Here is a 23639-nt window from a genome sequence, read left to right on the forward strand (position 1 = left end):
GAGGATGTGGAGCGAGTATATGGGAGACGCCGGGACAAGCCTGCAAGTCTCACGGCTGCGCCGGCGAAGGCTGCTAGGATGACGCACATGCTTCCTCGCGTTCTCGGTGCGGCCCTGATCTTTGCGATGACACTCTCTGCTCAAACCTCAGCACCTGCACCCACCGTGGCGAGGCCCGGACAGTGGGCCATCGTCGTGCACGGAGGCGCGGGCGTGATCGAACGCTCGTCCATGACACCGGAGCGGGACAAGGCGTATCGCGCGGGTGTGACGCATGCGATCGAAGCGGCAGAAGCTGTGCTGAATCGCAATGGCGATGCGATCGATGCGGTCGAGGCGGCGCTGAAGGTGTTTGAGGATGATCCGCTGTTCAACTGCGGTAAAGGCGCGGTGTTCACGGCGAAGGGGACCAACGAACTGGATGCGGCCATCATGGACGGCAAGACGATGAAGGCCGGCGCCGTGGCGGAAGTGACACACACGAAGAATCCGATTTCCTTGGCGAAAGCCGTGATGCTGCAGTCGCCGCACGTGTTCCTGGTGGGCGCGGGAGCCGACGAATTCGCGGCAAGTGTTGGGTTGGAGCAGGTGCCAAACAGCTACTTCTTCACCGAGCGGCGGTGGGAGTCGTTCGTGAACCAGATGAAGAAAGAGGGCCGTCCGGTCCCGCCGCGGCCCGCGGGTGCTCCGCCCGCGCCGGGCGCGCCGCAGGCTGACCTGGAGACGCCCGATGCACACAAATACGGCACAACCGGTATTGCCGTGCGAGACCGGAGGGGCAACGTGGCCGCCGGAACGACGACGGGCGGAACGCAGGGCAAGCAGTTCGGTCGAGTCGGAGATACCCCGGTGATTGGTGCAGGAACCTACGCTTCGAACGACTCGTGCGCAGTGTCGGCGACGGGAACAGGGGAGTACTTCATTCGGCTCACGGTAGCCAGTCGGATTTGTTCCCTGGTGCAGTACCGCGGCATGCCGCTGCAGGCCGCCATGGACGAGGTGGGGCAGAAGCAGTTGACCGCGATTCACGGAGATGGTGGAGTGATCGGCCTGACGCCGGACGGCCAAATGGCCTGGAGCTTTAACACGCCGGGAATGTTCCGGGGCAAGCTGGTGGAAGGTGGACAGATTCAGCTCGGCATCTACCGGGACGAGCCGTAGATGGTTCGCGACATCGCATCCTGACGGAGAGGCGGCAGGCGCGTAACGGCTACACTCAACAGCAGATGGCTGCATCCATGTACATCGTCGTTGAGGGCGAAGACCCGGGGTACGACATCTATGTCAACGGTCGTGCGCTGGCGCGGAACGAAGACGCGCTTGAGAAGCTTGCGAGATCGCTGCAGGTTCGACCGCTGATCGACTTCTTCTCCGCAGACCAGAACTCCATGGCGCTGTTGATTGAAGAGGGCGCGGGCGACCCTCGATTGCTGGACAGGCTGCCACCGCCACAGTGGTTCGCACCGGAAGAGGGTTTGGCCTCGGTGGAAGCGCTGCTGGAAACACTGCGGCAGGAACCTGCTCAACTGGGAAGCGAGTCAGAGCTGATTCGCGAGGAACTGGACGAATACGCGACCGTGCTGCGGAAGACGGTGGAGCGCAAGCTCCGCTGGCACCTGGCCGTGAGTTGGAGGTAGGCAATGATTGTGACCGAACCACAGGCGGTGGAGCTAAGCACTCCCTATGGGCCGATGCGGACGCACGTGGTGCGACCGGTTGCAGAGGGACGCTATCCGGCGGTCCTGTTTTATTCGGAGATCTTCCAGATTACGGCTCCGATTCGGCGCACAGCCGCCATGATTGCCGGGCATGGCTACCTGGTGCTGATGCCCGAGGTTTACCACGAATTTGAACCGGCTGGAACGGTGCTGGCCTACGACCAGGCTGGCAGCGATCGCGGAAACCAGTGGAAATATGAGAAGGAGCTGGCGAGCTACGACGCCGATACCCGTGCGCTGATTGAGCACGCCCTACAGCGAGAGGATTGCAACGGAGCCATCGGAGCGCTCGGCATCTGCCTGGGCGGGCACCTGAGCTTTCGCGCTGCCATGGAGCGGGAGGTGCAGGGGAGCGTGTGTTTCTATGGCACGGACATCGCGCAGGGATCTCTGGGCAAAGGCAAGAAGGACGATTCGCTGCAGCGTGCACAGGAGATCCGGGGCGAGCTGCTGATGATCTGGGGCAGACAGGACCCGCACATTCCGCTGGATGCCCGCCGGAAGATTTTGGCCAGGCTGGACGAGCTGAACCTGAAATTTAGCTGGCACGAGGTAAATGGGGCCCACGCCTTCATGCGCGACGAAGGTGCGCGGTACGATCCGGAGCTAGCACTCCTGCTGTATCGCGAGACCCTGGATTTCTTTCGTCGCACGCTGCGCGAACCGGTGCGAAGCTAGCCGCGTTGCGGCGGCTGCTCAGGCGAGATAGCTCTTGATCCAGGGGTCTTCCGAGTGCGTCAGTTGCAGGGTGCTGCCCTGGAAGACAATCTTTCCTTCGTTGAGGATCAGGAAGCTGGTCTTCTCATCGACTCCGCCGTTGGGGATGGGCACCATCTTGTCGACGCCCGGATCGAAATGGTGCGTGGCGAGGGTGAAAGCGTCCTGCAGACGATGCGTGATCATCAGGGCCGTGGTGTGGCTGATGTCCCGCTGCTTGGCCACCAACTCGACGATGGCAGTGGACGTGATGGGATCGAGGCCGCCGGTGGGCGAATCGTACAGGATCAGGTCAGGATTGGTGATGATGGCGCGAGCAATCGAGACGCGACGCCGCATGCCGCCGGAAAGTTCCGAGGGGAACTTTGAGATCGCCTGTCCGAGAAGGACGAAGTTGAGGGACTCTTCGACGCGGCGATGAGTCTCGGCTGGGTCGACGCCCTCTTCGTTGAGGCGATAAGCTACGTTGTCTTCCACGGTCATGGAGTCGAACAGGGCCGATTCCTGGAAGACCATGCCAACGCGCCGCCGTAGTGCAAAGAGATCGTGCTCCGACATGGAGGTGATCTCCTGGCCGAAGACGCAGATACTTCCGCTGTCTGGCTTGATGAGTCCCTCGGCGAGTTTCATCAGAACGCTCTTGCCGCTGCCTGCCGGACCGAGCAGGATGCAGGTTTCGGCCGCGCAGATCTCAAACGAGATATCGTCCAAGACTCTGTTGCGATCGAACGACAGGCAGACATTGCGGAACGAAAGCACCGGCTCGTTCGCATTCACCGCTGGTTGTTCCTTCGGGTCCGGAGAGTCAGACATCGCTATCCCCCGAAGAACACGATCATCAGGCGGCTGAGCAGGAAGTCCACCACGATGATGAAGACGTTCGCCACAACCACGGCCTGGGTAGTCGCTTTGCCGACGCCCTGGGTACCGCCCTTGGTCGACATGCCGAAGTAGCAGCCGACGCTGGCGAGGATGAAGCCGAAGAAGACGGGCTTGACCAGGCCTTGCACCACATCGCCGTAGACCAGAGCGCGGTAGCTAGAGTGGAGATAGGACGAGATGTTCAAGCCCAGAAGCGAGACGCTGACCAGGGCACCGCCAGCCATGCCTACCGTATCGGACAGGATGGTCAGGAACAGGAGCATGAAAACCGTCGCTGCGATACGGGGCAACACCAGCTTGCGCACGGGGTCCACCCCAAGCGCTCGCATCGCGTCCACCTGTTCGGTGACCTGCATGGAGCCGAGTTCGGACGCCATACCCGACGAGTTCCGGCCGGCCATCATGAGGCCGGTGAGCACAGGTCCCAACTCCTTGACCATACTTAGAGCGACCAGACGTCCAGTCATCGACACGGCGCCGAACTGCTTCAGACCCGTTTCGGACTGCAGCGCCAACACGCAACCTGTGAAGAAGCCGGTAAGCAGCACGATGGGCAACGAGCCGAAGCCGATGGAGTCCATCTGCAGGAAGATGTCGCCCCAGTAGATGGGAGGCGAGAAGAAGCTGCTGACTGCGCGGAATACGAGCAGGGAATACTCCTGCAGCGCAAGGATCCAGCGCTTGGCCAGTTCTGTAGGTGAAAACAAGGTCATTGCAGCAGCGTTTGACTCCGGCGTCTCTGGTTGGCAGGTCTATGCATCAGATGCCGGAAACCTGTCCGCCGTTTCGCGTCAATGCATGCGCTCGGATCTTGAAGCGATCTTGGGCCGCTGAATGCGAAAATAGAAGGGTGATCGAATCGATGCAGGCCGTTATTCTTCACGGCGCGGAAGACCTGCGACTGGAGACCGTACCGCGACCGAGTGCAGGACCGGGCGAGGTCGTGGTGCGTGTGGGCGCAGCGACCACCTGCGGGACGGATCTGAAAGTGTACCGCCGCGGATACCACGCGCAGATGCTGCGGCCTCCGACGGTGTTCGGACACGAAGTAGCAGGAACCATCACGGAAGTCGGCGAGGGGGTGTCGAGCTTCCGGGTAGGCGATCGTGTGGTCGCATTGAACTCTGCGCCTTGCGAGCAGTGTTACTTCTGCCGTCGCGATCAGCCGAATCTGTGCGCGGACCTGCTCTTCAACAACGGTGCCTATGCGGAATACATGCGCGTCCCGGAGCGGATTGTTTCCCGAAACACGCTGCTATTGCCGGACGATCTGCCCTTTGAACACGCGGCCCTGACCGAGCCACTGGCCTGCGCGGTCCGAGGTTTCGAGGAAACGGGTGCCCGTGCTGGTGACACGTTTGTGGTGATCGGGGCGGGGCCACTTGGTCTTATGTTTCTGCGGGTGGCCAGCATCGCCGGCTGCCGCGTGATTGCGGTGGTCAAGCGCGCAGACCAGGTGGAGAGCGCCCGGCGCTTCGGCGCGGAACACGTTGTGCAGATCGCAGACGGCCTGGATGTGGTTGCGGAAACACGGGCCCTGACCGAGGGCGGTGTGGGAGCCGACGTTGTTGTGGAATGTGTGGCGACCCCGCAAAGCTGGGAACAGGCGGTGGCGACCGTTCGCAAGGGTGGGACGGTGAACCTGTTTGGCGGACCGCCCTCAGGCACCCGCGTCAGCTTCGACACAAACCGGCTGCACTATGGGGACATCACGCTGAAGGCGAGCTTTCACCACACACCGGCAACGTGCCGGCGGGCCTTTGACCTGATCCGCACGGGAGCAGCGTCGCCCGCAGACTTCATCACGGCGACGGCGACGCTTGCCCAAGTGCCGGAGGTGTTTCGCCGCATGATGGTGCGATCGGCGGAGGGCCGAGTCGACATCAAGACGGCGATCCTGCCGAGCTCGGAGTGTGCGGCATGAGCGGTGTTGTCGCAACGGCATCGAATCGCCTGGCCGGTGCGCCGGCAGGTCTGCTGGAGCCGGAGACTCGGCCCACTCTTGCTGAGGCCAGACAGTGGTGCAAGGCGTTGGCCGATTCGCATTACGAGAACTTCCACGTGGCCACGACGCTGCTGCCGGCCAGGCTTCGTCCGCATTTTCATGCGGTGTACGCGTTTTGCCGAGTGTCAGACGATCTGGGCGATGAGGTGCCGGATCGCGCTCTCGCGTCCGAACTGCTGCGAACCTGGCGCGAGATGCTGGTGGAGTGCTACGAGGAGCCCGCCGCATCGAGGCACCCGGTGTACGTGGCGCTGCGTGAGAGTATCGTCGCGTGCGACCTGCCGATGGAGCCGTTCAGCAACCTGATTCGCGCATTCGATCAGGACCAAGTGAAGACGCGCTTCGAGTCGCTGGCTGAGCTGGAAGCGTACTCCGCGGATTCTGCAAATCCCGTGGGGCGGCTAGTCCTCATGCTTTGCGGATACCGCGACCCGGAGCTGTTTGCGCTGTCGGACGAGACCTGCACCGGGTTGCAGTTGGCGAACTTCTGGCAAGACGTGCAGGAAGACCTGCTGGAGCGCGATCGCGTCTACTTGCCGCAGGACCGCATGGCGGCCCACGGTGTGACGGAAGCGACGCTGCGTGCCGGCGTGTCCACTCCGGAATACACGGCGCTGTTGAAGGAGATGGTCGCGGACGGACGGGCACGACTGATGCGTGGCGTGCCGTTGATCGATCGGGTCGATCGCGAACTGGCCGGAACACTGCGGCTCTTCAGCGCGGGTGGACTCGCCATTCTGCGAGGGATCGAGCGCATTGGGTACAGGACTCTGGAGCATCGGCCCGAGGTGTCGCGCGGCGAAAAGCTTGCATTGCTGCTGGGTGCCGCCTTGGGCAAAGTAGGGATTCATCAGGGCTCGCGGGGGCTGCGGTGAGTGCCACCGTGGCGCAACGCGCTGCACCGGATTTGCGGAGTTGCTATGAGCACTGCCGCACCGTAGCCAGGCGCGAGGCGAAGAACTTCTACTTTGCGTTTCTTGCCTTGCCGGCGCACAAGCGCGATGCGATGTGCGCGATGTACGCCTTCATGCGTCGCGCCGACGACATCGCTGACGACGAGGCGATGCCGGTGGGGGAGCGCCGCAGCCTGATGGCGCGGTGGATCGACGCGTTTCACGTTAACCAGCCCTTTACCGCGGATGATGCCGCCGTCTTTGCGGCTGTGCGCGACACGCAACAGCGCTTTGGTATTGCGGACGTCTTGCTGGACGAACTGGTCGACGGGACGGCGATGGACCTAAAGGCGGAGCCACCCGTTGGCGTGCAGCGCATGCACATCGGCGATCGCACGTTGGATGTTTACACGACCACCGAAGCCCTCGACCGCTACTGCTACCTGGTGGCGAGCGTGGTGGGATTGGTGACGATCCGCATCTTCGGAGTGCGCGGTGAGACGGCCGATGCGCACGCCATTGCCATGGGTAAAGCGTTCCAGTACACAAACATTCTTCGGGATGTTCGGGAAGATGCGGAGCGCGGGCGGATCTACCTTCCGCTGGATTTGTTGCAGGAGCACGGTTCGAGTGCGGAGGAGGTTGTTGCGGCAGCCGCCGGCCAGCGGCCGACTGCAGCGCTCCTTAGCGCGATGCGAGCGCTGGCGGCGCGTGCCGAGTCGTTCTATGCATCGGGCCGAGCGTTGATTGCGCAATTGGATCCGGACAGCCGGGGCGCGATGCGTACGCTGATCGACATCTACCACGCACTGCTGCGTCGCATTGAAGCCGTTCACCTGGAGGTATTTCGGGAGAGGGTGCGCGTATCCACGGCGAAGAAGCTGGCCCTGCTGTTGCGGGGCATAGCATTGCGGTCGCACGCATGAGTCTGGCTGTTGATCGTTACGATTGCGTGGTCGTCGGTGCGGGAGTGGCCGGCCTGGCCGCTGCATCTGCACTGAGCGGCGCGGGTGCGCGTGTTGCCGTGGTGGAACGCAAGCCGTTTGTGGGCGGGAGAGCCTACTCGTATCCTCATCCGGCGCTGCAGGAGGTGGTGGACTCGCAGCATGTGCTGGTCGGGTGCTGCACCAACCTGCGCCATCTCTGTGGAGCTTCCGGCATTGCGGACTTGATCCGCTGGTACGACGGCTACGTCTTTCTGGAGCCTGGGGGGCGGCGCACGAATCTTGCGCTCTCCGGTTTGCCTGCGCCTCTGCACACCTCGCCTTCGTTTGCAGCGGCTCCGATGCTAAGCCTGCGGGACAAGCTTGCGATTGGAACGGCGCTCCAGAGCTTCGTTCGTGGCTACCCAAAGGACGATAGCGAGAGTGTTGCAAGCTGGCTGCGGCGCAAACGCCAGCCCGACGGCGCGATCCGCCATTTCTGGCGACCGGTCGTCATCTCTGCATTGAACGACACGCTGGATCGCTGTTCCATGCGATACGCGGGGCAGGTTTTTCACGAGACGTTCCTGCGATCGGCCGAAGGTGGCCGCCTGGGTATTCCTACATTGCCACTATCGGACTTCTACGGGCGTGTTGCGCAACATTGCGAAGCCCAGGGCGGAACGCTGTACGAGAAGCAGTCGGTGGAGCGCTTGGAACAGCGTGGCGAGGAATGGGCCGTGCACTTGCAGGGCGGCGGGGAACTGATCGCGAAGACGGTGATCTCCGCTGTTTCGTTTGAGCATGTGCCGCAGGTGCTAGGGACTGAGCTGATGACAGCCGTGATGCCGCAGGGTGTCGCGGGCTTTTGTCATTCACCCATTACGTCGATTCACCTGTGGTACGAGCGGGAGTTCACAACTCTCGATCACGCGGCACTGTTGGACACCGGCATTGAGTGGATGTTTCACAAGTCGCGGATCCGCAGGAGTCCGGCAGGGCAGGGATCGTATCTGGAACTCACGATTTCCGCTTCGCATGCTCAGTTGAAAGAGAGCAGGGAAACGCTGTTGACGCGTTCGCTGCGCGAGTTGGAGAGCTTCTTTCCGGAGGCGCGCACGACGAAGCTGCTGAAGTCGGGAGTGCTCAAAGAGGCGAAAGCCACCTTCTCTGTGTTGCCTGGAATGGACCGCTTGCGACCCGCGCAGGAAACCGCGGTTCCAGGACTGGTGCTGGCCGGTGACTGGACGCAGACGGGGTGGCCCTCGACGATGGAGGGCGGAGTTCGCAGTGGATACCTGGCTGCGGAGGCTGTGGCGCGGCAACTTGGATCGTCGCGTTCCTTCGTGCAGCCGGACCTGGCTGCTGCAGGCCTAATGCGCTGGCTAGCGCGCGAGTAGGTAGACACCCGCAGCAACAAGTACTGCCGCGAACCATCGGCGACGGTCCACGTTCTCTCGAAGGAAGAAGCGAGCCGACACGGCCGTGGCTATGAAGGTCAGCGAGTTGGTAGCCGGGCCGACCAGGCTCAGGTCTGCGGTAGAAAGCGCCGAGAGCAGCGAGAAGAAGCTGATCGCCATGCAGGCGATGCCGCCGATCAGAAACGGGGATCGGATGACCACGGCGATGGCTCCGCCCAGCCCACGTTCCGCGCGAATTTCATCCAGGTCACCAACCCGGTTCATGGCGACCGAGATGAGTGTTTCGCCAACCGTCGCGCCAACAACCATGACGAGGATGACGACGGCAACATGGAAGGGAATCCGTGTCACGTGGAGGCCTGTTCACTGCCGGTCAGGAGCGGATGTTCCGTCTTCGCCGGCCCGTTTGCAACGAAGCCAACTCCGAGCACGATCAGAATGACGCCTAGCCAACGCATAGGTGAAATCGCCTCATGCAGCCAAACTCGCCCGATGAGCGCCGTGACGACGTTCCCTAATGCCGTTGCAGGCTGAACAAAGGTGAGATCGGCCCAACTCAGCGCGGTCATGTAGCTGCCCATAAAACTGAGCAGGACAGCGATGCCGCACGAGACCCAAGGATTGATCAGTGCGTGCACCAGGGCTAAAGGGTCAGCGAGCGTAACTGGCCCCACCTGTCGCATCCCCTTGCTGAGCAGGCCATCCCCGATGGACGCACCCAACATGATGAAGACGAGCACGAGATATTGGCTTGGCGCCAGTCGATGCGATCCCTGCGATGCCGGGAAAGCAGAAGCCGGCACAGATGTGCCGGCTTCTGAAGTTTTCGCTGCCGGATCAGGCATTCATGCTGACCGATTCCTGCTGCTTGAGCGCGCTTTCTTCACGCTTTGCGCGAACCGCGCGGTTGCGCTCAGCACGCAGCTTCATGAAGGACTTCGCTTCCTGGTACAGACGCGGAACATCGCGGTTGACGATCGCCTTCCACACCACGCGAGCCGCTGCCTTGGGGCGGAAGTAGTACTCGTCGTAGAAGCGGTGCACCATCTCCATCACGTAATCGGTCGGCAGGCCCGGGTACTCGATGTGAGCCATCTGATGACCGCCGTGGTCGTTCATGATTTCGTTGGTGATGAAGCCGTTCTTTTCCGCGAAGTCGTAGAACTCGGTACCCGGGTAGGCGTGGGCTACCGAGACCTGGATCGTCTCGCAGTCGAGGGTCTTGGCGAAGTTGATCGTGTTGCGGATCGACTCCTTGGTTTCGCCGGGCAGGCCGAGGATGAAGTCGGCGTGAATGACGAGACCGAGGTCGTGGCAATCCTTGACGAAGTCGCGCGCGCGCTCGACGGTCGCGCCCTTCTTAATGTTCTTGAGGATCTGCGGATCGCCGGATTCGAAGCCGACGATGAGCAGACGGCACCCGGCTTCCTTCATGGCCTTCAGGGTTTCGCGATCGGTGGTGACGCGGCTGGTGCAGGACCAGGTGAGGCCGAGAGGCTTCAGCTTGCTGCACAGCTCAATGGTGCGCGCCTTCTGGATGTTGAAGGTGTCGTCGTCGAAGAAGAACTCTTTGACGTGCGGAAAGTTTTCCTTCGCCCACTTCATCTCGGCGGCAACATCGTCGGTGGAACGCTTGCGCCACGCATGGCCGCTGAGCGTTTGGGGCCACAGGCAGAAGGTGCACTGCGCCGGGCAACCACGAGTGGAGTAGAGCGAGATGTACGGATGTAGCAGGAACGGAACGTTGTAGCGCGTAACGTCCAGGTCGCGCTTGTAGATCTTGGTGGCCCAGGGCATCGCATCCAGGTTGTCGACCTGCGGACGATCCATGTTGTGCTGGATGGTGCCATCCGGGTTGCGGTAGCTGATGCCAAGGATCTGATCGAGCGGCTTGCCCTGGGCGAACTCAACGATGGAGAAATCGAACTCACGGCGGCAAACGAAGTCGATGGCGCTGCACTCGTTCAGAGCTCGATCCGGATCGGTCGTGACCGGCGGTCCAACAAAGGCGATCTTGATGGACGGGTTCGCCTTCTTGATGGCCTGCGCCAGGCCATGGTCACCTGCCCACCCCACGGTAGAGGTGAAGAGAACGAGGAACTCGTAATCCTTGGCGATCTGGATGGTTTCGTCGGCGGACACGTGGTGCGGCGGTGCATCCAGCACGCGCGAACCCTCGAGCATGCCGGCCGGATAGGTCAGCCACACGGGGTACCAGTAGGACTCGATTTCGCGGGTCGCAGGCCAGCGGCTGCTGGCGCCGCCGTCGAAATTTTCAAACGACGGAGGGTTGAGGAGAAGTGTTTTTAAGACCATCGGACTAGCGTGATTTTACCACTTCGTTACTGCAGAGGTGCGGTCCGGACCCTCGGAAGGTACTTGGAGCAGGACCCTAGACGGCCTACCGCGGCGCTGTCGGCGGAACCGGCACGGGAGGCGGTGCTGGCGTGACTCCCTGGGGAGGCGTGCCGGGGAGGCTTGGCGTCGTCGTCGCGGGCACGGTGGGCGTGTTCGCGCCTGGCCGCTGGAACGGGGTAGGTGCTGTAGAAACGGGGGTGCCCTGTACCCATCGGCTGAGGCCGCCATCCTGTTGCAGGAGGTTCACCTGCACCTGCTGGAGTTGAAGGCGGGAGAGCAGGAGGTCGTAGTAGCGCTGCCGCTCCTGCAACTCCGCGTTCAGCGCATCTTTCGGATTGGCCTGCGGTGCGGAGGAGCTACCTGCCGCAGATTGCAGTTGGATCTGGAGAGTTTCGAACTGATCCTCCGCGATCTCCTGCTCCTGTTGCGCAAGGTCGGTGCGCAACTGCAGTTCGACAGCAGAGTTGCGCAGCTTGGCCTGGCCCTCCTGAAAGATGCCTCGCTGCAGCAGAACGTCGGCACCGGCGTGCTCTGCGTCTGCTTCGCTCTGCCTGGCCCTGGCGCGGTGCGCCATGTCCAACAACGGAATCGTGAAGGAAAGCCCGAAGCTGAGAGCATTTTCGCTGTTTCCGGCAGCGCCGTAGTGGGGATAGTAGGCCGCATAGGAAGACAGGCCCGTATCGACGCGGCTGTAGCTGGCACCCAGGCTCACCTGGGGTCGCAACAGATAACGTCTGTCGCCAAACGCCTGGTGCTGCTTGGAACGCGCCGTTGAGGCCAGGGCAGCGATGCCCTCGTCATCTGCGACTTCCTGCTGCGCTTGCCGGGCGCGGATGGGCGCAATCTCGGGTATGCTGCGAGGGTCGGTTCGAATGGCGGCTACAGGCAGGCCCGTAAGCGTTGCCAGATGTCGTGCATTGAAGGCGATCTCGTCGTCGAGTTGAAGCGCGGCAAGCCGGATCTGGAGCGAAGTGCGCCGCGACTTCGGAAGTTCCACCTTGGCATCCACGCCGGCGTCGATGCGCTCCGAGGTGACTGTCACGAGGCGATCGGCAAGGTCCAGTTCGCGCTGGACGACGGTCTTGCGGAGTTGTGCATTATCCAGCGCTACGTAGGTGTTCGTCGTGTCCTGGATTACCTGAATCTGCTCCCGGTTCAAGGCATGCTGTGCAGATTCGCGCGCCTCCTCTGCCGCTCGCACGTAGTCGCGCTGCTGAAACGAGAACACGAGGCTCTGTGCGGAGATGCTGAAGATGATGGGAACGTTCAGCGGAGCGCCGGTTGCCTGGCCGTAACCCGCAGTGGTGCTGACCGCAGGGATGTACGCGTCCCGCGCTTCCTGCCAGGCTGCGCGCGCCTTTGCGAGATCGGCCTGCGCGATGCGGATACGAGGGCTGTTCTTCAGGGCCAGGTCGACCGCTGACTGCAAGGAAATCTGCGCTCGCGCTGCGCTTCCACCGGTCAGGAAACATGCGATGGCGAGCGCTAACCCACGTTGGAGATTGGGCAGGCTCATTTCCGCAGGGCCTTTCGGGCCGGGGTGTACTGGCTAGCGAGGGCAAGCGCCTGCTGGAACTGGTCCTGCGCACCTGCCTGATCTCCCCGGTCCTGCAGCAGTTGACCGAGCATGGTGTGCGCCCGAACGTACTGGGGCACAGCCGACACTTGCTCGTGCGTCAGGTAGCCACGAAGAGCTTTCTCTGCCGCGGCGCTGTTGCGCTTGAGGTCCATCAGAATGCGGGCAGCGTCGATGCTGTCTGGTCCGCGGGCACCGTCCGTCTGGATGGCGAGGACTGCATTGCGCTCTGCCTGATCGTAGAGCTTCCGCTTGCGGTTGTAGTTCGCCAAGTCGACGTACGCTTCGGCGGAGTGCGCGACCGCCAGTTCGCGGGCATACGCGGCGTCGGCAGCGGCGGTGTCGCCAGCTTTCGCGTCGATCATGCCTTCGAGGCGGGCGGCGCGCGCCGGGGACAGGGGCTGGAGCTGGTTGACCAGAGCACGCGCACGATCGAGGCCGCCGCCAACAATGCCTGGCGCATTGACGTAGAACTCGCCCAGATCGCTCAACGCGTCCACGTCGCGGGGATCCTGTCGCGCGGCCGCTTCGAAGTTCTCACGGATGCGTCCGACCATGCGCATGCCGGTCAACGCGCCTGCGTGGTCGGCTTTTGCGCCATAGGCCCGCGCCAACTCCAACGTGTACTTGGCATTGGCAGGTTGGGCGTTGTGCGCGGCTTCGCACGCAGAGATGGCCTCGTCGTACCGATCAACGCTCCCCTGCAGCATGCACAGCAACTCCTGTGCTTCTGCGTTGCCGGGGTTTGCGGAGGTGAGCTTTTGCATCTCGGCGACAGCCGCGTCGACTTTACCCTGGTGCGCGAGCGCTCGAGCAGCGGAGAGCCCCTGGCCGAACGCGGAGCATGGCAGCAGGAAAGCGACGGCAAGCGCGCTTTCAACAAGGCGGGTCACTTCGCCTCCTGCACGGCAAGCCCGTCGGCCAGGTCCACGTTGCTGGTGGTATTCAGCGCGAGCACATCGCCGGCGGAAAGGCCGCCGGTGATCTGAACGGTTTGCAGGTTTAGGGCTCCCACCTGGACGCCGGTCTTGTGCAGTTTGCCGTTTCGAACCACGTAGACGAAGTTGCGCGGTGCCTCTGTTTCAGTACGGAGGGCTTCGCGCGGGATTGTCAGAACGCGGTACACCTGCTGCGTCGTGACCCGCGCCGTGACGTTTGTGTTGGGCAGCAGGTCGCCGGTCGCGTCGTCGATATTGATGAGGCATTCGCCCACGTTGCGGGTGCCGTAATTGATGACAGTGGTCGGGACCCGAACGATGTGGCCGTGCCACTCCTTACCGGGACGCGCGTCCCAGGTGACGATCACGGCGCTGTTCTGCTTGAGCTTGCCGATCTCCGGCTCGTCGAAATAGGCGAGCACCTGCATGTGGGTCAGGTCTGCTACCTGCGCCAGTTCTTCACCCGCGGCGACATAGTCGAACTGCCGTACCGGGAGTGAAAAGACAGTGCCGGCGAACGGGGCGCGAATGACGCTGTTCTCCAATTGGACCTGTGCTGCCTGCAGGCTGGTGCGGCCTTCAGTCACCTGAGCTGCCACACGAGCCCGGTCGGTCGGAGCGTAGCGCTGTGTCTGGCGCTGCTGCAGCGAGGTCAGTGAGCTCTGAGCCGTCAGCAGGCGTTCGCGCGCGGCGGCGACCTCGTTGGCTGACGCGGCGCCGCGGGCCTGCAACTGCTGCAAGGACGCGAGACCCTGGCGGGCCTGATCTACCTGGAGCCTGGCACGAGCCAAATCGCCGGAAAGGGCGATGCGCTCTTCCTGGGATCCGCCCTGCTGTACGTCCGTTTGCGCTGCGACTGCCGAGGTGATGGCTTCCTTCGCGGACGCAATCTTCGCTTGAGCGTCCGTCGTATCCATCCTCAGCAGCAGGGTGTTGGCCGCGACCAGTTGTCCCGCGTGCACATACACCTGCTGAACCTGGCCGGGCTGGGCCGCATGGGCCTGGAAAAGCTGGGTGGGTTCGACCTTGCCGTTGGTCGAAACGGAGCTGAGGATGTCCCCCTCCGCGGCCCGAGCGGTGCGAACGTAGACCACGTCACGCGTGGCGTGACGAATCACGGCGACCCCCGCAACCAGCAGGAGAACAACGCCGAGAAGTAGGAGGGAACGCCGGATGGCAGGGCTGGAAGCTACGGTGGGCATGCGTCTTCGCGTCACGTCAGTATATAGGACGCCCTTCGGCCAGATCGGCTTCTGAAAGTTCGCCCTCGCCTTACAGGTCGCCGGCGTCCGATGCCCGCCTCAGATCGCAGACGTGGATTTCGAGACCGCCGTAGTCGGGCCGATCGTTCCAGCGAAGTTGGTAGAGCAGATCGATGGGAGAGCCGATCGCAATGTCGAGTTGCTGAAGTCGTTCCGGCCAGGAGAAGGTGCGTGCCCAGCAGAGGCAATCCAGAGCTGAACCCTGTCCGGTCTGCACTCGAAGCTTGAGGTGGCGATCTTTGAGGACGCGGACGTCCTGGAGGAGGACGTGGGTGGCCAAGAAGACTGGCTCCTCGTTGGCGTTGCCGAAAGGTTGCAGCCGGCTCAACCAACCCCATGTCTCCGGTCCGACCTCGTGAAGAGGGAGCAAGGCATCGGCCCGGGAGACCGCGGCACGTGGCTGGCTGGAGCCATGCTGTGCGGCATGAGCCAGCATCCGCTGACGCAGGGCAGGAACGAGCGAGGAATCCAGCGAGAAGCCCACCGCATGCGCGTGGCCACCGAAGCGCAGAAACAAGCTCTCGCCCTCGTCGGCCAGGTGACGGGAGTGCACCGAAGTGAGGGCGTCCAGCAGGTGAAAACCTTCGACGGATCGCCCTGAGCCGTGCGCCGCGCCGTCGTCATGCGTGATGACCAGGGCTGCTCGCTGCGTGCGATCGACCACTCGTGACGCCAGGATGCCGATAACTCCGCGGTGCCAACCTTCTCCGTCCAGGACGAAGATGCCCGGCCGCTCCGATCCCGCGGCTTCGATCAGTTGATCGATCTGCTCGTGGAGGCCCAGAAGGATGCTGGATTCAACGTTGCGACGATCTTCGTTGAGCGTGTGCAGTCGTTGGGCCAGGGTCTCTGCCTCTTGCGGATCCCGGGTCAGCAAGAGGGCAACCACATCGCTGGCCACATCCATGCGTCCTGCTGCGTTGATGCGTGGAGCGATGCGGAAGGCGATTTCGGAAGCGAGTGGCGCGCGGCCGGAAGAACCGACCTGCGCCAGCCGCATGAGCGCGCGTAGCCCGGGCTGCCGAACGTCGCGCAGTTCCGCCAGACCAAGTGCGACGATCGCGCGGTTTTCGCCGGTCAGCGGGACGGCATCTGCGACCGTCGCGATCGCGACCAGCTTGAGAAGGGAACGCTGGAGCTTTTCAAAGCTGGCCGGCTCTACGGGTTCTAGTGGCGTGCCGGGTTCGCCAGCAGCCCGTAACAAGGCTTCTGCCAGCTTCCAAGCCACCGCGGCGCCACAGAGGTGTGTTTCGGGGTACGCACAGCCAGTCTGGTTGGGGTTGATCACCGCGACTGCCTGTGGGACGCCGCGAGACTCCGGCAGGTGGTGATCCGTGACAATCAGATCCATGCCGCGGGCCGCCGCCTCCTCGGCGGCGACAAAGGCGCGAATGCCTGTATCGACGCTGATGACGAGCCGGACGCCTTCGTCGGCGGCCTCCGCCAACACACTCGGCTGCACCCCGTAGCCTTCGCGGATGCGATGCGGAATGTGGTAGCGGACCAGGGAGGGTCGGCCGCGAGGTGTGATGCGGTCAATGGCCGTCTTCAGCAGAACGGTCGCTAGCGTGCCATCTACGTCGTAGTCGCCGTAGATCAGCATGGGCTCTTCGCGGCGTACGGCTGTAACGATGCGACGAACGGCGCTCTGCATGCCCAGGAGCAGGGAAGGATCGTGGAGATGAGTTAGCGAGGGCTCAAGGTAGGTTGGGACGTCCTGCGCGTTGCGCAAACCACGCAGCCAGAGCAGCCGTGCAACCCACTGTGGCAGATCCGCTTGCCGGGAAAGGGCGTCTACGCCGTCTGTGTCTGCCGGGGCTAGTTCCCAGGTACGGCTTGATGCCGTCACGGCCGGGTTTGCGTGCTGGGCCATGGCACCCTCATGCGGGGTGAAGCTGGCACTCACTCTAGGCGTCCGAGTCGTCGCCGCTTTCGATGTGGATCGAACCCAGCTCTGTCATTGCTTCGAGCCACTGCTGATAGCGGTCGTACCACTCGGTCGCGGTCTCGTACAGAAAGACGACACCCTGGTGGGCAAATCCTAGCTGCAGGTAACCGATCTTTCCGACGTGCTTGGCAAGGTGGTGCGCATCTTCCATCTCCGGACTGTCGTCGTCCGGGAAGTTCTGGGCGCGCATCTGCTCCATCAGAAGTTCCAGATCTTCCTTTTCCAGCACGACGTCCGACATGGTGACGAACTGCGCTCCGCTCGCCTTGGCGTGCTCGACGAAGTCCTTCCAGCTGTCGGCGTTCTCCTCTTCAAAGATGATCGACGGCACATCCTCTGGCACATAGGCACTGAACCTGCGCAGCCCATTTCCGGCTACAAAGGCAATCATGTCGTCTTTCAAGGAGTGGAGGTCGTCAGGCTGCATACAGGGTATTGTCTCACCGCGCGCGTCCTCGAAAGCACTGGGTGGCGGCATGCGCACGCATGGTACGATGATTTCCGTTCATGCTCTTCTCCAAGGAATACATCGGCTATCTTTCGCGCCAGGTGGTGCGCCGCCTGACGGAGGCGAAGATGGTGCGCACCGAAACGCCTGCTGTGCTGCAGGAACGCGTCTACCAGGGTCTTCTGGACGAGTTGTCGCTGGAGGACCGTATCAACGACGAAGCGCGCCTGATTCTCGAGAGTATTCAGGACGACATGTTGCGCACTGGCGCCAGCTACCCTGAGATGTTTAAGAAGATCAAGATGCGTTTGGTGCAGCAATACAAGGCGGTGCTCTAATGCGCCTTTCCCGGGACAAAGTGAACAAGCTGGCTCACGTGATCGCGGATACTCTTGCGGATACTGACCAGGCGGAGTTCCTTGAAGATCGGAACACGTTGCGCCAGGAGGCGCGACGGATCCTGGAGCAGCTCTTCGTCGAGGAAACACGCATCGACGGTGCTGCCCGGCAGAAAATTCTGTCTCAGCAGCGGATCATCCCGGAAGGTTCCCAGGAATGGGACATCCTGTACCGGAAGTACTATAACGACGAGGTCAAACGGCTCGGAGTGTAAGCAGGCGCGACACCTCGGATTGAAACTGCCGAGCGGGTTGCGTATACTGAGTCTGTTGCTGTTACGGCGATATGGTGTAACTGGTTAACACGTCGCCCTCTCAAGGCGAAGAGTTCGGGTTCGAGCCCCGATATCGCTACCAAGATTCGAATAGACGAGCAAGTTAGAGGCGATCCGACAGGGTCGCCTCACTTGCGTTTGGGCCGGGCATTCCTACGGGTGCCCGGAGTACATCTCTCTCATGTCAGAACGTTGAGGAACTCTCTTCAAGCCGTATGCTGAGCGCGCTGCAATCGAAGGCATCCTTCACACCGTTGAAGATGGTGGCCAAGATCTGAAGCTCTGGCGTGGAGGTACCGAGAACACTCGATCAGTAGCCAAGGCTGTCTGTGCTTTCGCAAATGCGATTGGCGGTGTAACCGCACCGCGGGGCCGACCTCTTCCAGAGCCCATCGTCCGGCCGATTCCGCGGGTGCTACTGTCGCCGGCCAGCGTGTTGGAATACGCTGACCACAGACGGCCTTGGGGAGAGAAGCGGTCCCGAACTCGCTAGACTCGAGGTACGATGCGCAATCAGCCACAGGAATCGCTCGATGCGGCACGGGAAGGAGCATCCCGGGTTCGCGACGCTAGCCTGCGATCTTCGCGCGTTTGCGCGCTCGACTTTCACATCGTACTTTTTGCAACGATCTCCGTTTTCTTCGCTCTAGGAGCCAGGGCACAAGAGCTCCCCTCGCGACCCGACCGGCCCTGGCTGACTCCGGACCAGACAAAGCTCGCCACCAGAGCCATTGCGAACCGCCAACCGAAAGAGGCCGAACTCGAAGACAGGGTCTACACTCTCTCCGATCTCATCGACTTCGCCGAGGCTCACAACCCGGAAACCCGCGAAGCCTGGCAAGCAGCCGTCGCTCAGGCGAAAGAGACAAACGTCGCCCGCAGCGCACTATTCCCATCCCTCGATGTCGGCTTCCTTGCTCTCAGCCAACGCAATGGCGTGCTGCTCTACGACACCTTCGTTATTCAGGAACTCGGCATCGGTGAAGTCAGCGCGCGCCTCACCTATACGGTCTTTGACGCTAACGAGCGTCTGAACCGGGTTCGGCAGCAACGTGAACTACTCCACGCTGCATCGTTCCGCTTCAATGACGCGCATCGCAAGCTGCTCTACAGCGTCATGCACGGTTACTACACCTTGCTCAATGCACAGGGGCAGCGCGAAGCGGCCCAAGCGAACTACACCAGTGCCGCGGCAGTTGCCGACTCCACGCAGGCGCGCTTTGACGAGGGCCTTGCCACGCTGCCCGACCTGTCCGAGGCCAAGGCTGCAGCCGCGCAGGCGAACTACGAAGTGCAGCTTCGTATCGGTGATGAAAGGAAGGCGGCCGGCACTCTCGCGACCACGCTTACAGCGCCCCCAGACAGCGCCTTCAAGGTGCAGTCCATCGCCGATCTGGAGATTCCCTCCACTATGGCCGATACGGCTCGCGGACTCATTGAGACCGCGCTGCACAACCGCCCTGACCTGCTCGCGCAAGCATCCAACGTCGATGCCGCGAAAGCCGGGGTCCGCGCTGCCCGCAGCCGATATTATCCCAGCGTCAGTTTCAACGGTACGCTCGGGGAACTCCGCGCCATCGGCGGCCAAAGCGACTATCTGGCCGCCTACGCCACCGGCAAAGTCTGGGATGCCGAAATGAACCTCCGTTGGAACGTCTTCGACGGGGGTGAGCGCCGCAATCGCGTAGCAGAGGGCCAAGCGGATGTGCGGCGCGAACAGGAGGCTCTTCGTGCATCACAGGACCGCATCGAGTCCGAAGTCTGGAATGCCTATGTTGACGCTCAGACTGCGCTACGCCAGCGCGATGCAGCCACCGCCCTGCTGAATGCTTCGCAAGACTCCTACAATCAGGCCCTCGAAAGCTACCAGGCTGGCGTTCGCAACATCGTGGACGTGCTTACCGCACAGCGCCAGCTTGCCCAGGCACGCTTTGAGGACACGGCGGCGCGGGTGGCCGTGCTCGACAGCTTTGCCCAAGTGCAATTGCGCACTGGCACACTGCTGCGCCTTGTTTCTCAGATGCCAAGGACTGCCGGAGCAAGACAGCCATGAAATTCAGAGCACCCTATCTCTGCGCTACGCTACCGCTCTTGCTCTTGGCGGGCTGCGCACACAACCCATCCGTCAACGTCCTGGGCTCCTACTTTCCGGGTTGGGTATTTTGCGTTTTCGTCGCATCGCTGCTTACTGTGTTCGTACGCTTTCTTCTACGCCGGCTCGGCTGGGAGCACCAGCTCGCTCCGCTCGTCGTCATCTATCCGTCGATCGCCATCCTTTTCTGTCTGACTCTATGGCTCATCTTCTTCGGGGTGCGATAAACCATGCCGACCCAGACGTCATCCGCAGACTCGCAAGCTCCCGTCCAGTCCCTGGTCGGCAAGGTTGTCAGCGCTGTGATCGTGCTGCTTTCTCTGCTTATGGTCCTATTTGCCATCTGGATCACCACAAGAAATCCACGCACTGATGACGCCGAGGTCTTCGCCAACTTCATCGGCATCGCGCCCGTTGTCGAAGGCCCCATCACCGAGCTACCGGTCAAAGACAACCAACTTGTTCGCGCCGGTGATCTTCTCTTCCACATCGACGACGCTCCCTACCTCTACGCGCTGCAGAACGCGCAGTCGCAGCAGGCAGCGCTCGCCGGCCAGATCGACAACGAGAGCCGCCATATCGCCGCGCAGCAACACGCCGCAAGCGCAGCGGCGGCCGGCATCGATACTGCACTGGCGAACAATCAGCGCAATGCTGCCGATGTGCTGCAGGCTGTCGCGCAGGTCGATCAAGCGAAAGCCGAGCTCCAGCGAGCGACGGAGGAAGCCAGCTATGCGAAGGCCAATGCCGAGCGCATCGCACCTCTGCTTGCTAAGCGCTATGTCACTCCAGACCAGTTACAGCAGGCACAGACTCTCAGCGCCTCGCGCGCGCAATCCGTTGGCACCGCGCAGGCAGCGCTTGCAGCCGCACAGGCCAGGCTGGAGGCGGCACGCGCCGGCCAGCGCGCCTCCGCCGCTAACGTCACGCAGAGCGGGGCACAGTATCGGCAGTCGCAATCCGCCGTCGATATTCTGAGCCCGCTCACCGCACAGCGTGGAGCCCGTGCCGCCGCTGTCAGCCGGGCCCAATACGACTACGACCACACCCGCGTCTACGCTCCCTTTGACGCGCGCGTCACAAACCTTCGCATCTCCGAGGGCGCCTACGCAAAGGCCGGCCAACAGGTATTCACCCTCATCGATACCCGTGTCTGGTGGGTCATCGCCAACTTTCGTGAGACGCAGCTTCAGCGCATCCACGTCGGCGACCCCGTTGAGGTCTACACGATGTCGCATCCCAACGAGCGTCTTCACGGCACGGTCGACAGCATCGGTTACGCCGTAACGCCAGACGCCGACACCATCGGCCGCCTCAGCCCAGACCTTCCCGATACGCAACGCACTCTCAACTGGGTGCACCTCGCCTCGCGCTACCCGGTGCGCATCCGCATCGACCACCCCGCGGCCGACCGCCTCCGCATTGGTGAGTCCTCCACCGTCATCGTTCACCCAGCTCATTAGAAGGGCACGCAACGTTGGGCACCGCCGTCACTCCCGCCTACGCACAGGTCCGTCAGGAGCGCGTGCCGCGTCCCACTCTGGCCTCTTTGTGGGACTACCTCAAGCAGGAGCTCAAGCCCTATCCCGGACGCTGGTGGCTCGTTCTCCGCATGGTGATGGCCGCGGCCATCATGATGCTGTGGGTCGTCACGTTCCGGATCCCCAACGCGGCCCTCGGCGTCTACTACACGCTGCTGATCTCTCGGGAGTCCGCCAGCGAAACCTGGGAAGGCGCATGGAAGCTTCTCGCCTCCATCGGTGCATCCCTCGTTTTCACTCTCACCGGCAACATCCTCACAGCGGGCTCACCCGTACTCCACTTTCTGTGGGTTGGCCTCTCGTTCCTGGTGATCTTCTTCCTGATCAGCGCCGTCCGGGAGTACCGCGTCGCTACCGGCTTCGGCTTCCTCGCCATCTCTTCTATTCCACTCTGGGACTTTCCCACCTCAACTGACCGCGCCCTCACCTATACCCTATGGGCTGCCCTCTCCGTCACCATGGGTGCCGCTGTCACCGTTGTCGTCGAAACGGTCTTTGCGGCCCTTCACCGCACCACGCCGCTCGAGGATGGCGTTCTCGGCCGCCTCAGCGACGTTGCATCCGTCCTGCACGATCCGCAACATGTAGCCCGAGACACCCGCGAACAGGTTCTCCAGTACTCCGAAATCGGTACCGGCCTGCTGCGCCGCTATCTCGCACGCGCCGATGCCGGAGCGGCCGAGTATGCACGCCAGGCAGTCCTTATCGGTCTCGCCGGCCGTCTTATCGACCTCACCGCAGCGCTCCTCATCCCTGCGGAACTGGAAACTCTCACATCAGCGGACCTCGAGCACCTGCGCATTCTCGGGGATCGGGTGCAGGCCATTCGAGAGATCGGCATCTTGCAGCAGGGCAGCACCACTCCGCTGGTGGAACAGCTGCCCTCGCCACCCACCGCTGCCACGGTTGTGCAATTGCTTCACTCCACCGTCGATCTGCTCGGCCAGTCGCTCGACCAGCCCCAAAATGCAGACATCTATATCGCAAGCGACGAGCTTCGCGAGGCGCCCGTCTTCAAACGCGACGCCTTCACCAACCCGCAGCATCTTGTGTTCGCACTCCGCGGCGGGGGCGCGGCCATGTCGTGCTTCCTGCTCTATCACCTCTTCGCGTGGCCGGGCCTTTCTTCCTCCCTTGCCACCTGCATGATTACCGCGCTCAGCACGACGGGGTCCTCGCGCCAGAAGCAGATTCTCCGCGTGCTGGGGGCCATCACAGGTGGCCTTGTGCTCGGCATCGGCGCGCAGGTCTTCTTGACGCCCGCGTTCGACACGGTAGCCTCGTTCGGAGCCATGTTCACGGCTGTTACCGCGATCGCCGCCTGGATCGCCACCTCCAGCCCACGAATCTCCTTTTATGGAGTGCAGATCGCCTTCGCCTTTTACCTGGTGCACCTGCGCGTTTTTGGACCGCAGCGAATGCTGACGCCCGCTCGCGACAACGTCATCGGCATCCTGCTCGGGCTGCTCGCCATGTGGCTCATCTTCGATCAGTGGGACGCGCAACAGGCGAGCACCGCCATGCGCACGAGCTTTGTTCATGCTATGCGCCAGATCGTCACGCTAATGCGCACCCGCACCGCTGGCAATGGCTCCAAGGCCGATTTGCTCCGCAGCATTCGTGCCCAGCGCGACAGCATCAACGCTACCTTCACGCAGGTCCGCACGCTCGCCGATAGCGTCCTGCTTGAATTCAGCTCCGACCGGTCCGAAGCGCTCCGCGTCCGCCGCCACATTCGCACATGGACGCCCGAGCTCCGCGCCTTCTTCTTGCTTCAGGTCACACTGTCCCACATCCGTCTGATCAGCCCGGACGGTCGCCTGCTGCGCCATGCCGAAGAAGTGGAAGAAGCAAACGCCGCCACGCTTGAGAGCCTCGCGGACTACCTCGAGCACGGCTCCGCGCCGCCTATCAGTAGCTCGCTCCTGCGCGTGCCCGCGGATGGCGACTCGCGGGAGTACACCATCGTCTGCAACAGTGCGAAGATTCTCAAGAACCTGACACCGCAGTTCCTCGCGCTCAATGGTGACGGAAGGCCCGGCGATGACCCCGCAGAAGAACGCCTCGAAGGCGGTGCCTGAGGAACGGGATCCCAAGCGCGCCAGTACAAGGCAGATCGCCGGTCAGATCACATCTAAGCAAAGGTGGCCTGTCTCGCAGCGGAACGTGTCTTGCTGTCCATCTTGTTGCGCAGCTCCATCGTGTTGGCGGTAATGGTGCGCTTGCTCAATGCATTGCCCTGGT

23 protein-coding genes and 1 tRNA gene are annotated in these 23639 nt (G+C 62.4%); 14 read left to right on the forward strand and 10 right to left on the reverse strand.

Going from position 1 to position 23639, the window contains the following annotated elements; genetic code table 11:
- The first annotated feature begins 87 nt into the window (after nucleotides 1-87).
- From OHL12_RS03225 to OHL12_RS03235, 3 genes are all read left to right on the forward strand, one after another.
- Complete coding sequence (locus tag OHL12_RS03225; protein ID WP_263412399.1) at nucleotides 88-1161, forward strand: isoaspartyl peptidase/L-asparaginase family protein; 1074 nt, start codon at nucleotides 88-90, stop codon at nucleotides 1159-1161.
- A 65-nt stretch (nucleotides 1162-1226) separates the two neighbouring features.
- Nucleotides 1227-1637: a hypothetical protein gene (locus OHL12_RS03230; protein WP_263412400.1), complete on the forward strand. Its 411-nt coding sequence runs from the start codon at nucleotides 1227-1229 to the stop codon at nucleotides 1635-1637.
- Between the two features lie 3 nt (nucleotides 1638-1640).
- The gene (locus OHL12_RS03235) at nucleotides 1641-2396 is read left to right on the forward strand and encodes a dienelactone hydrolase family protein (protein WP_263412401.1); all 756 of its coding nucleotides are present in this window, start codon (nucleotides 1641-1643) and stop codon (nucleotides 2394-2396) included.
- 18 nt (nucleotides 2397-2414) lie between these two features.
- On the opposite strand, the gene OHL12_RS03240 is transcribed toward OHL12_RS03235, so the two are convergent.
- Complete coding sequence (locus tag OHL12_RS03240) at nucleotides 2415-3248, reverse strand: ABC transporter ATP-binding protein (RefSeq protein ID WP_263412402.1); 834 nt, start codon at nucleotides 3246-3248, stop codon at nucleotides 2415-2417.
- 2 nt (nucleotides 3249-3250) lie between these two features.
- The gene (locus OHL12_RS03245; protein ID WP_263412403.1) at nucleotides 3251-4030 is read right to left on the reverse strand and encodes an MlaE family ABC transporter permease; all 780 of its coding nucleotides are present in this window, start codon (nucleotides 4028-4030) and stop codon (nucleotides 3251-3253) included.
- Between the two features lie 149 nt (nucleotides 4031-4179).
- Here OHL12_RS03245 and OHL12_RS03250 point away from each other — a divergent pair, with 149 nt between their 5' ends.
- From OHL12_RS03250 to hpnE, 4 genes are read left to right on the forward strand one after another with little or no spacing between them, the layout of a single operon-like run.
- Entirely contained in the window at nucleotides 4180-5241 is a 1062-nt protein-coding gene (locus OHL12_RS03250; RefSeq protein ID WP_399262165.1) for a zinc-dependent alcohol dehydrogenase, read from the forward strand.
- Nucleotides 5238-6197 (forward strand): squalene synthase HpnC, encoded by a 960-nt coding sequence (gene hpnC, locus OHL12_RS03255; RefSeq protein ID WP_263412405.1) that lies wholly within the window; start codon nucleotides 5238-5240, stop codon nucleotides 6195-6197. Before OHL12_RS03250 ends, hpnC begins: the two co-directional genes overlap by 4 nt.
- An 8-nt stretch (nucleotides 6198-6205) precedes the next feature.
- Entirely contained in the window at nucleotides 6206-7141 is a 936-nt protein-coding gene (locus OHL12_RS03260) for a phytoene/squalene synthase family protein (protein ID WP_263412406.1), read from the forward strand.
- On the forward strand, nucleotides 7138-8538 hold the full coding sequence (gene hpnE, locus OHL12_RS03265; protein WP_263412407.1) for a hydroxysqualene dehydroxylase HpnE: 1401 nt from the start codon (nucleotides 7138-7140) through the stop codon (nucleotides 8536-8538). Before OHL12_RS03260 ends, hpnE begins: the two co-directional genes overlap by 4 nt.
- Here the strand turns inward: hpnE and OHL12_RS03270 are convergent.
- From OHL12_RS03270 to OHL12_RS03305, 8 genes are all read right to left on the reverse strand, one after another.
- Entirely contained in the window at nucleotides 8524-8910 is a 387-nt protein-coding gene (locus OHL12_RS03270) for an EamA family transporter (protein WP_263412408.1), read from the reverse strand. The genes hpnE and OHL12_RS03270 overlap by 15 nt on opposite strands.
- Complete coding sequence (locus OHL12_RS03275; RefSeq protein WP_263412409.1) at nucleotides 8907-9404, reverse strand: DMT family transporter; 498 nt, start codon at nucleotides 9402-9404, stop codon at nucleotides 8907-8909. Before OHL12_RS03275 ends, OHL12_RS03270 begins: the two co-directional genes overlap by 4 nt.
- Nucleotides 9397-10875 carry a hopanoid biosynthesis associated radical SAM protein HpnJ gene (hpnJ, locus tag OHL12_RS03280; protein ID WP_263412410.1) on the reverse strand — a complete coding sequence of 493 codons (1479 nt, stop codon included), beginning with the start codon at nucleotides 10873-10875 and terminating at the stop codon, nucleotides 9397-9399. The genes OHL12_RS03275 and hpnJ overlap by 8 nt, the downstream gene beginning before the upstream one ends.
- Before the next feature lie 85 nt (nucleotides 10876-10960).
- Nucleotides 10961-12433 carry a TolC family protein gene (locus OHL12_RS03285; RefSeq protein ID WP_263412411.1) on the reverse strand — a complete coding sequence of 491 codons (1473 nt, stop codon included), beginning with the start codon at nucleotides 12431-12433 and terminating at the stop codon, nucleotides 10961-10963.
- Entirely contained in the window at nucleotides 12430-13386 is a 957-nt protein-coding gene (locus OHL12_RS03290; RefSeq protein WP_263412412.1) for a tetratricopeptide repeat protein, read from the reverse strand. The genes OHL12_RS03285 and OHL12_RS03290 overlap by 4 nt, the downstream gene beginning before the upstream one ends.
- Entirely contained in the window at nucleotides 13383-14633 is a 1251-nt protein-coding gene (locus OHL12_RS03295) for an efflux RND transporter periplasmic adaptor subunit (RefSeq protein ID WP_263412413.1), read from the reverse strand. The genes OHL12_RS03290 and OHL12_RS03295 overlap by 4 nt, the downstream gene beginning before the upstream one ends.
- Before the next feature lie 70 nt (nucleotides 14634-14703).
- On the reverse strand, nucleotides 14704-16566 hold the full coding sequence (gene recJ, locus OHL12_RS03300) for a single-stranded-DNA-specific exonuclease RecJ (protein ID WP_263412414.1): 1863 nt from the start codon (nucleotides 16564-16566) through the stop codon (nucleotides 14704-14706).
- A 34-nt stretch (nucleotides 16567-16600) separates the two neighbouring features.
- Nucleotides 16601-17068 carry a hypothetical protein gene (locus tag OHL12_RS03305; protein WP_263412415.1) on the reverse strand — a complete coding sequence of 156 codons (468 nt, stop codon included), beginning with the start codon at nucleotides 17066-17068 and terminating at the stop codon, nucleotides 16601-16603.
- An 80-nt stretch (nucleotides 17069-17148) separates the two neighbouring features.
- On the opposite strand from OHL12_RS03305, the gene OHL12_RS03310 reads away from it, so the two are divergent.
- From OHL12_RS03310 to OHL12_RS03340, 7 genes are all read left to right on the forward strand, one after another.
- Nucleotides 17149-17427, forward strand: coding sequence for a DUF507 family protein (locus OHL12_RS03310; RefSeq protein ID WP_263412416.1), 279 nt, complete (start codon nucleotides 17149-17151; stop codon nucleotides 17425-17427).
- A complete protein-coding gene (locus OHL12_RS03315) occupies nucleotides 17427-17702 on the forward strand; it encodes a DUF507 family protein (RefSeq protein ID WP_263412417.1) in 276 nt (91 codons plus the stop codon). Before OHL12_RS03310 ends, OHL12_RS03315 begins: the two co-directional genes overlap by 1 nt.
- Before the next feature lie 65 nt (nucleotides 17703-17767).
- Nucleotides 17768-17844: transfer RNA gene (locus OHL12_RS03320), tRNA-Glu, on the forward strand.
- Between the two features lie 423 nt (nucleotides 17845-18267).
- A complete protein-coding gene (locus OHL12_RS03325) occupies nucleotides 18268-19815 on the forward strand; it encodes a TolC family protein (RefSeq protein WP_263412418.1) in 1548 nt (515 codons plus the stop codon).
- The gene (locus OHL12_RS03330) at nucleotides 19812-20081 is read left to right on the forward strand and encodes a YtcA family lipoprotein (protein ID WP_263412419.1); all 270 of its coding nucleotides are present in this window, start codon (nucleotides 19812-19814) and stop codon (nucleotides 20079-20081) included. The genes OHL12_RS03325 and OHL12_RS03330 overlap by 4 nt, the downstream gene beginning before the upstream one ends.
- A 3-nt stretch (nucleotides 20082-20084) precedes the next feature.
- Nucleotides 20085-21317: an efflux RND transporter periplasmic adaptor subunit gene (locus OHL12_RS03335; RefSeq protein WP_263412420.1), complete on the forward strand. Its 1233-nt coding sequence runs from the start codon at nucleotides 20085-20087 to the stop codon at nucleotides 21315-21317.
- 62 nt (nucleotides 21318-21379) lie between these two features.
- Complete coding sequence (locus OHL12_RS03340; RefSeq protein WP_263412421.1) at nucleotides 21380-23476, forward strand: FUSC family protein; 2097 nt, start codon at nucleotides 21380-21382, stop codon at nucleotides 23474-23476.
- Nucleotides 23477-23639: the final 163 nt, after the last annotated feature.

Origin of the sequence: Terriglobus aquaticus (assembly GCF_025685415.1) — a bacterium.
In the GTDB taxonomy this organism is placed as follows: Bacteria; Acidobacteriota; Terriglobia; order Terriglobales; family Acidobacteriaceae; genus Terriglobus; species Terriglobus aquaticus.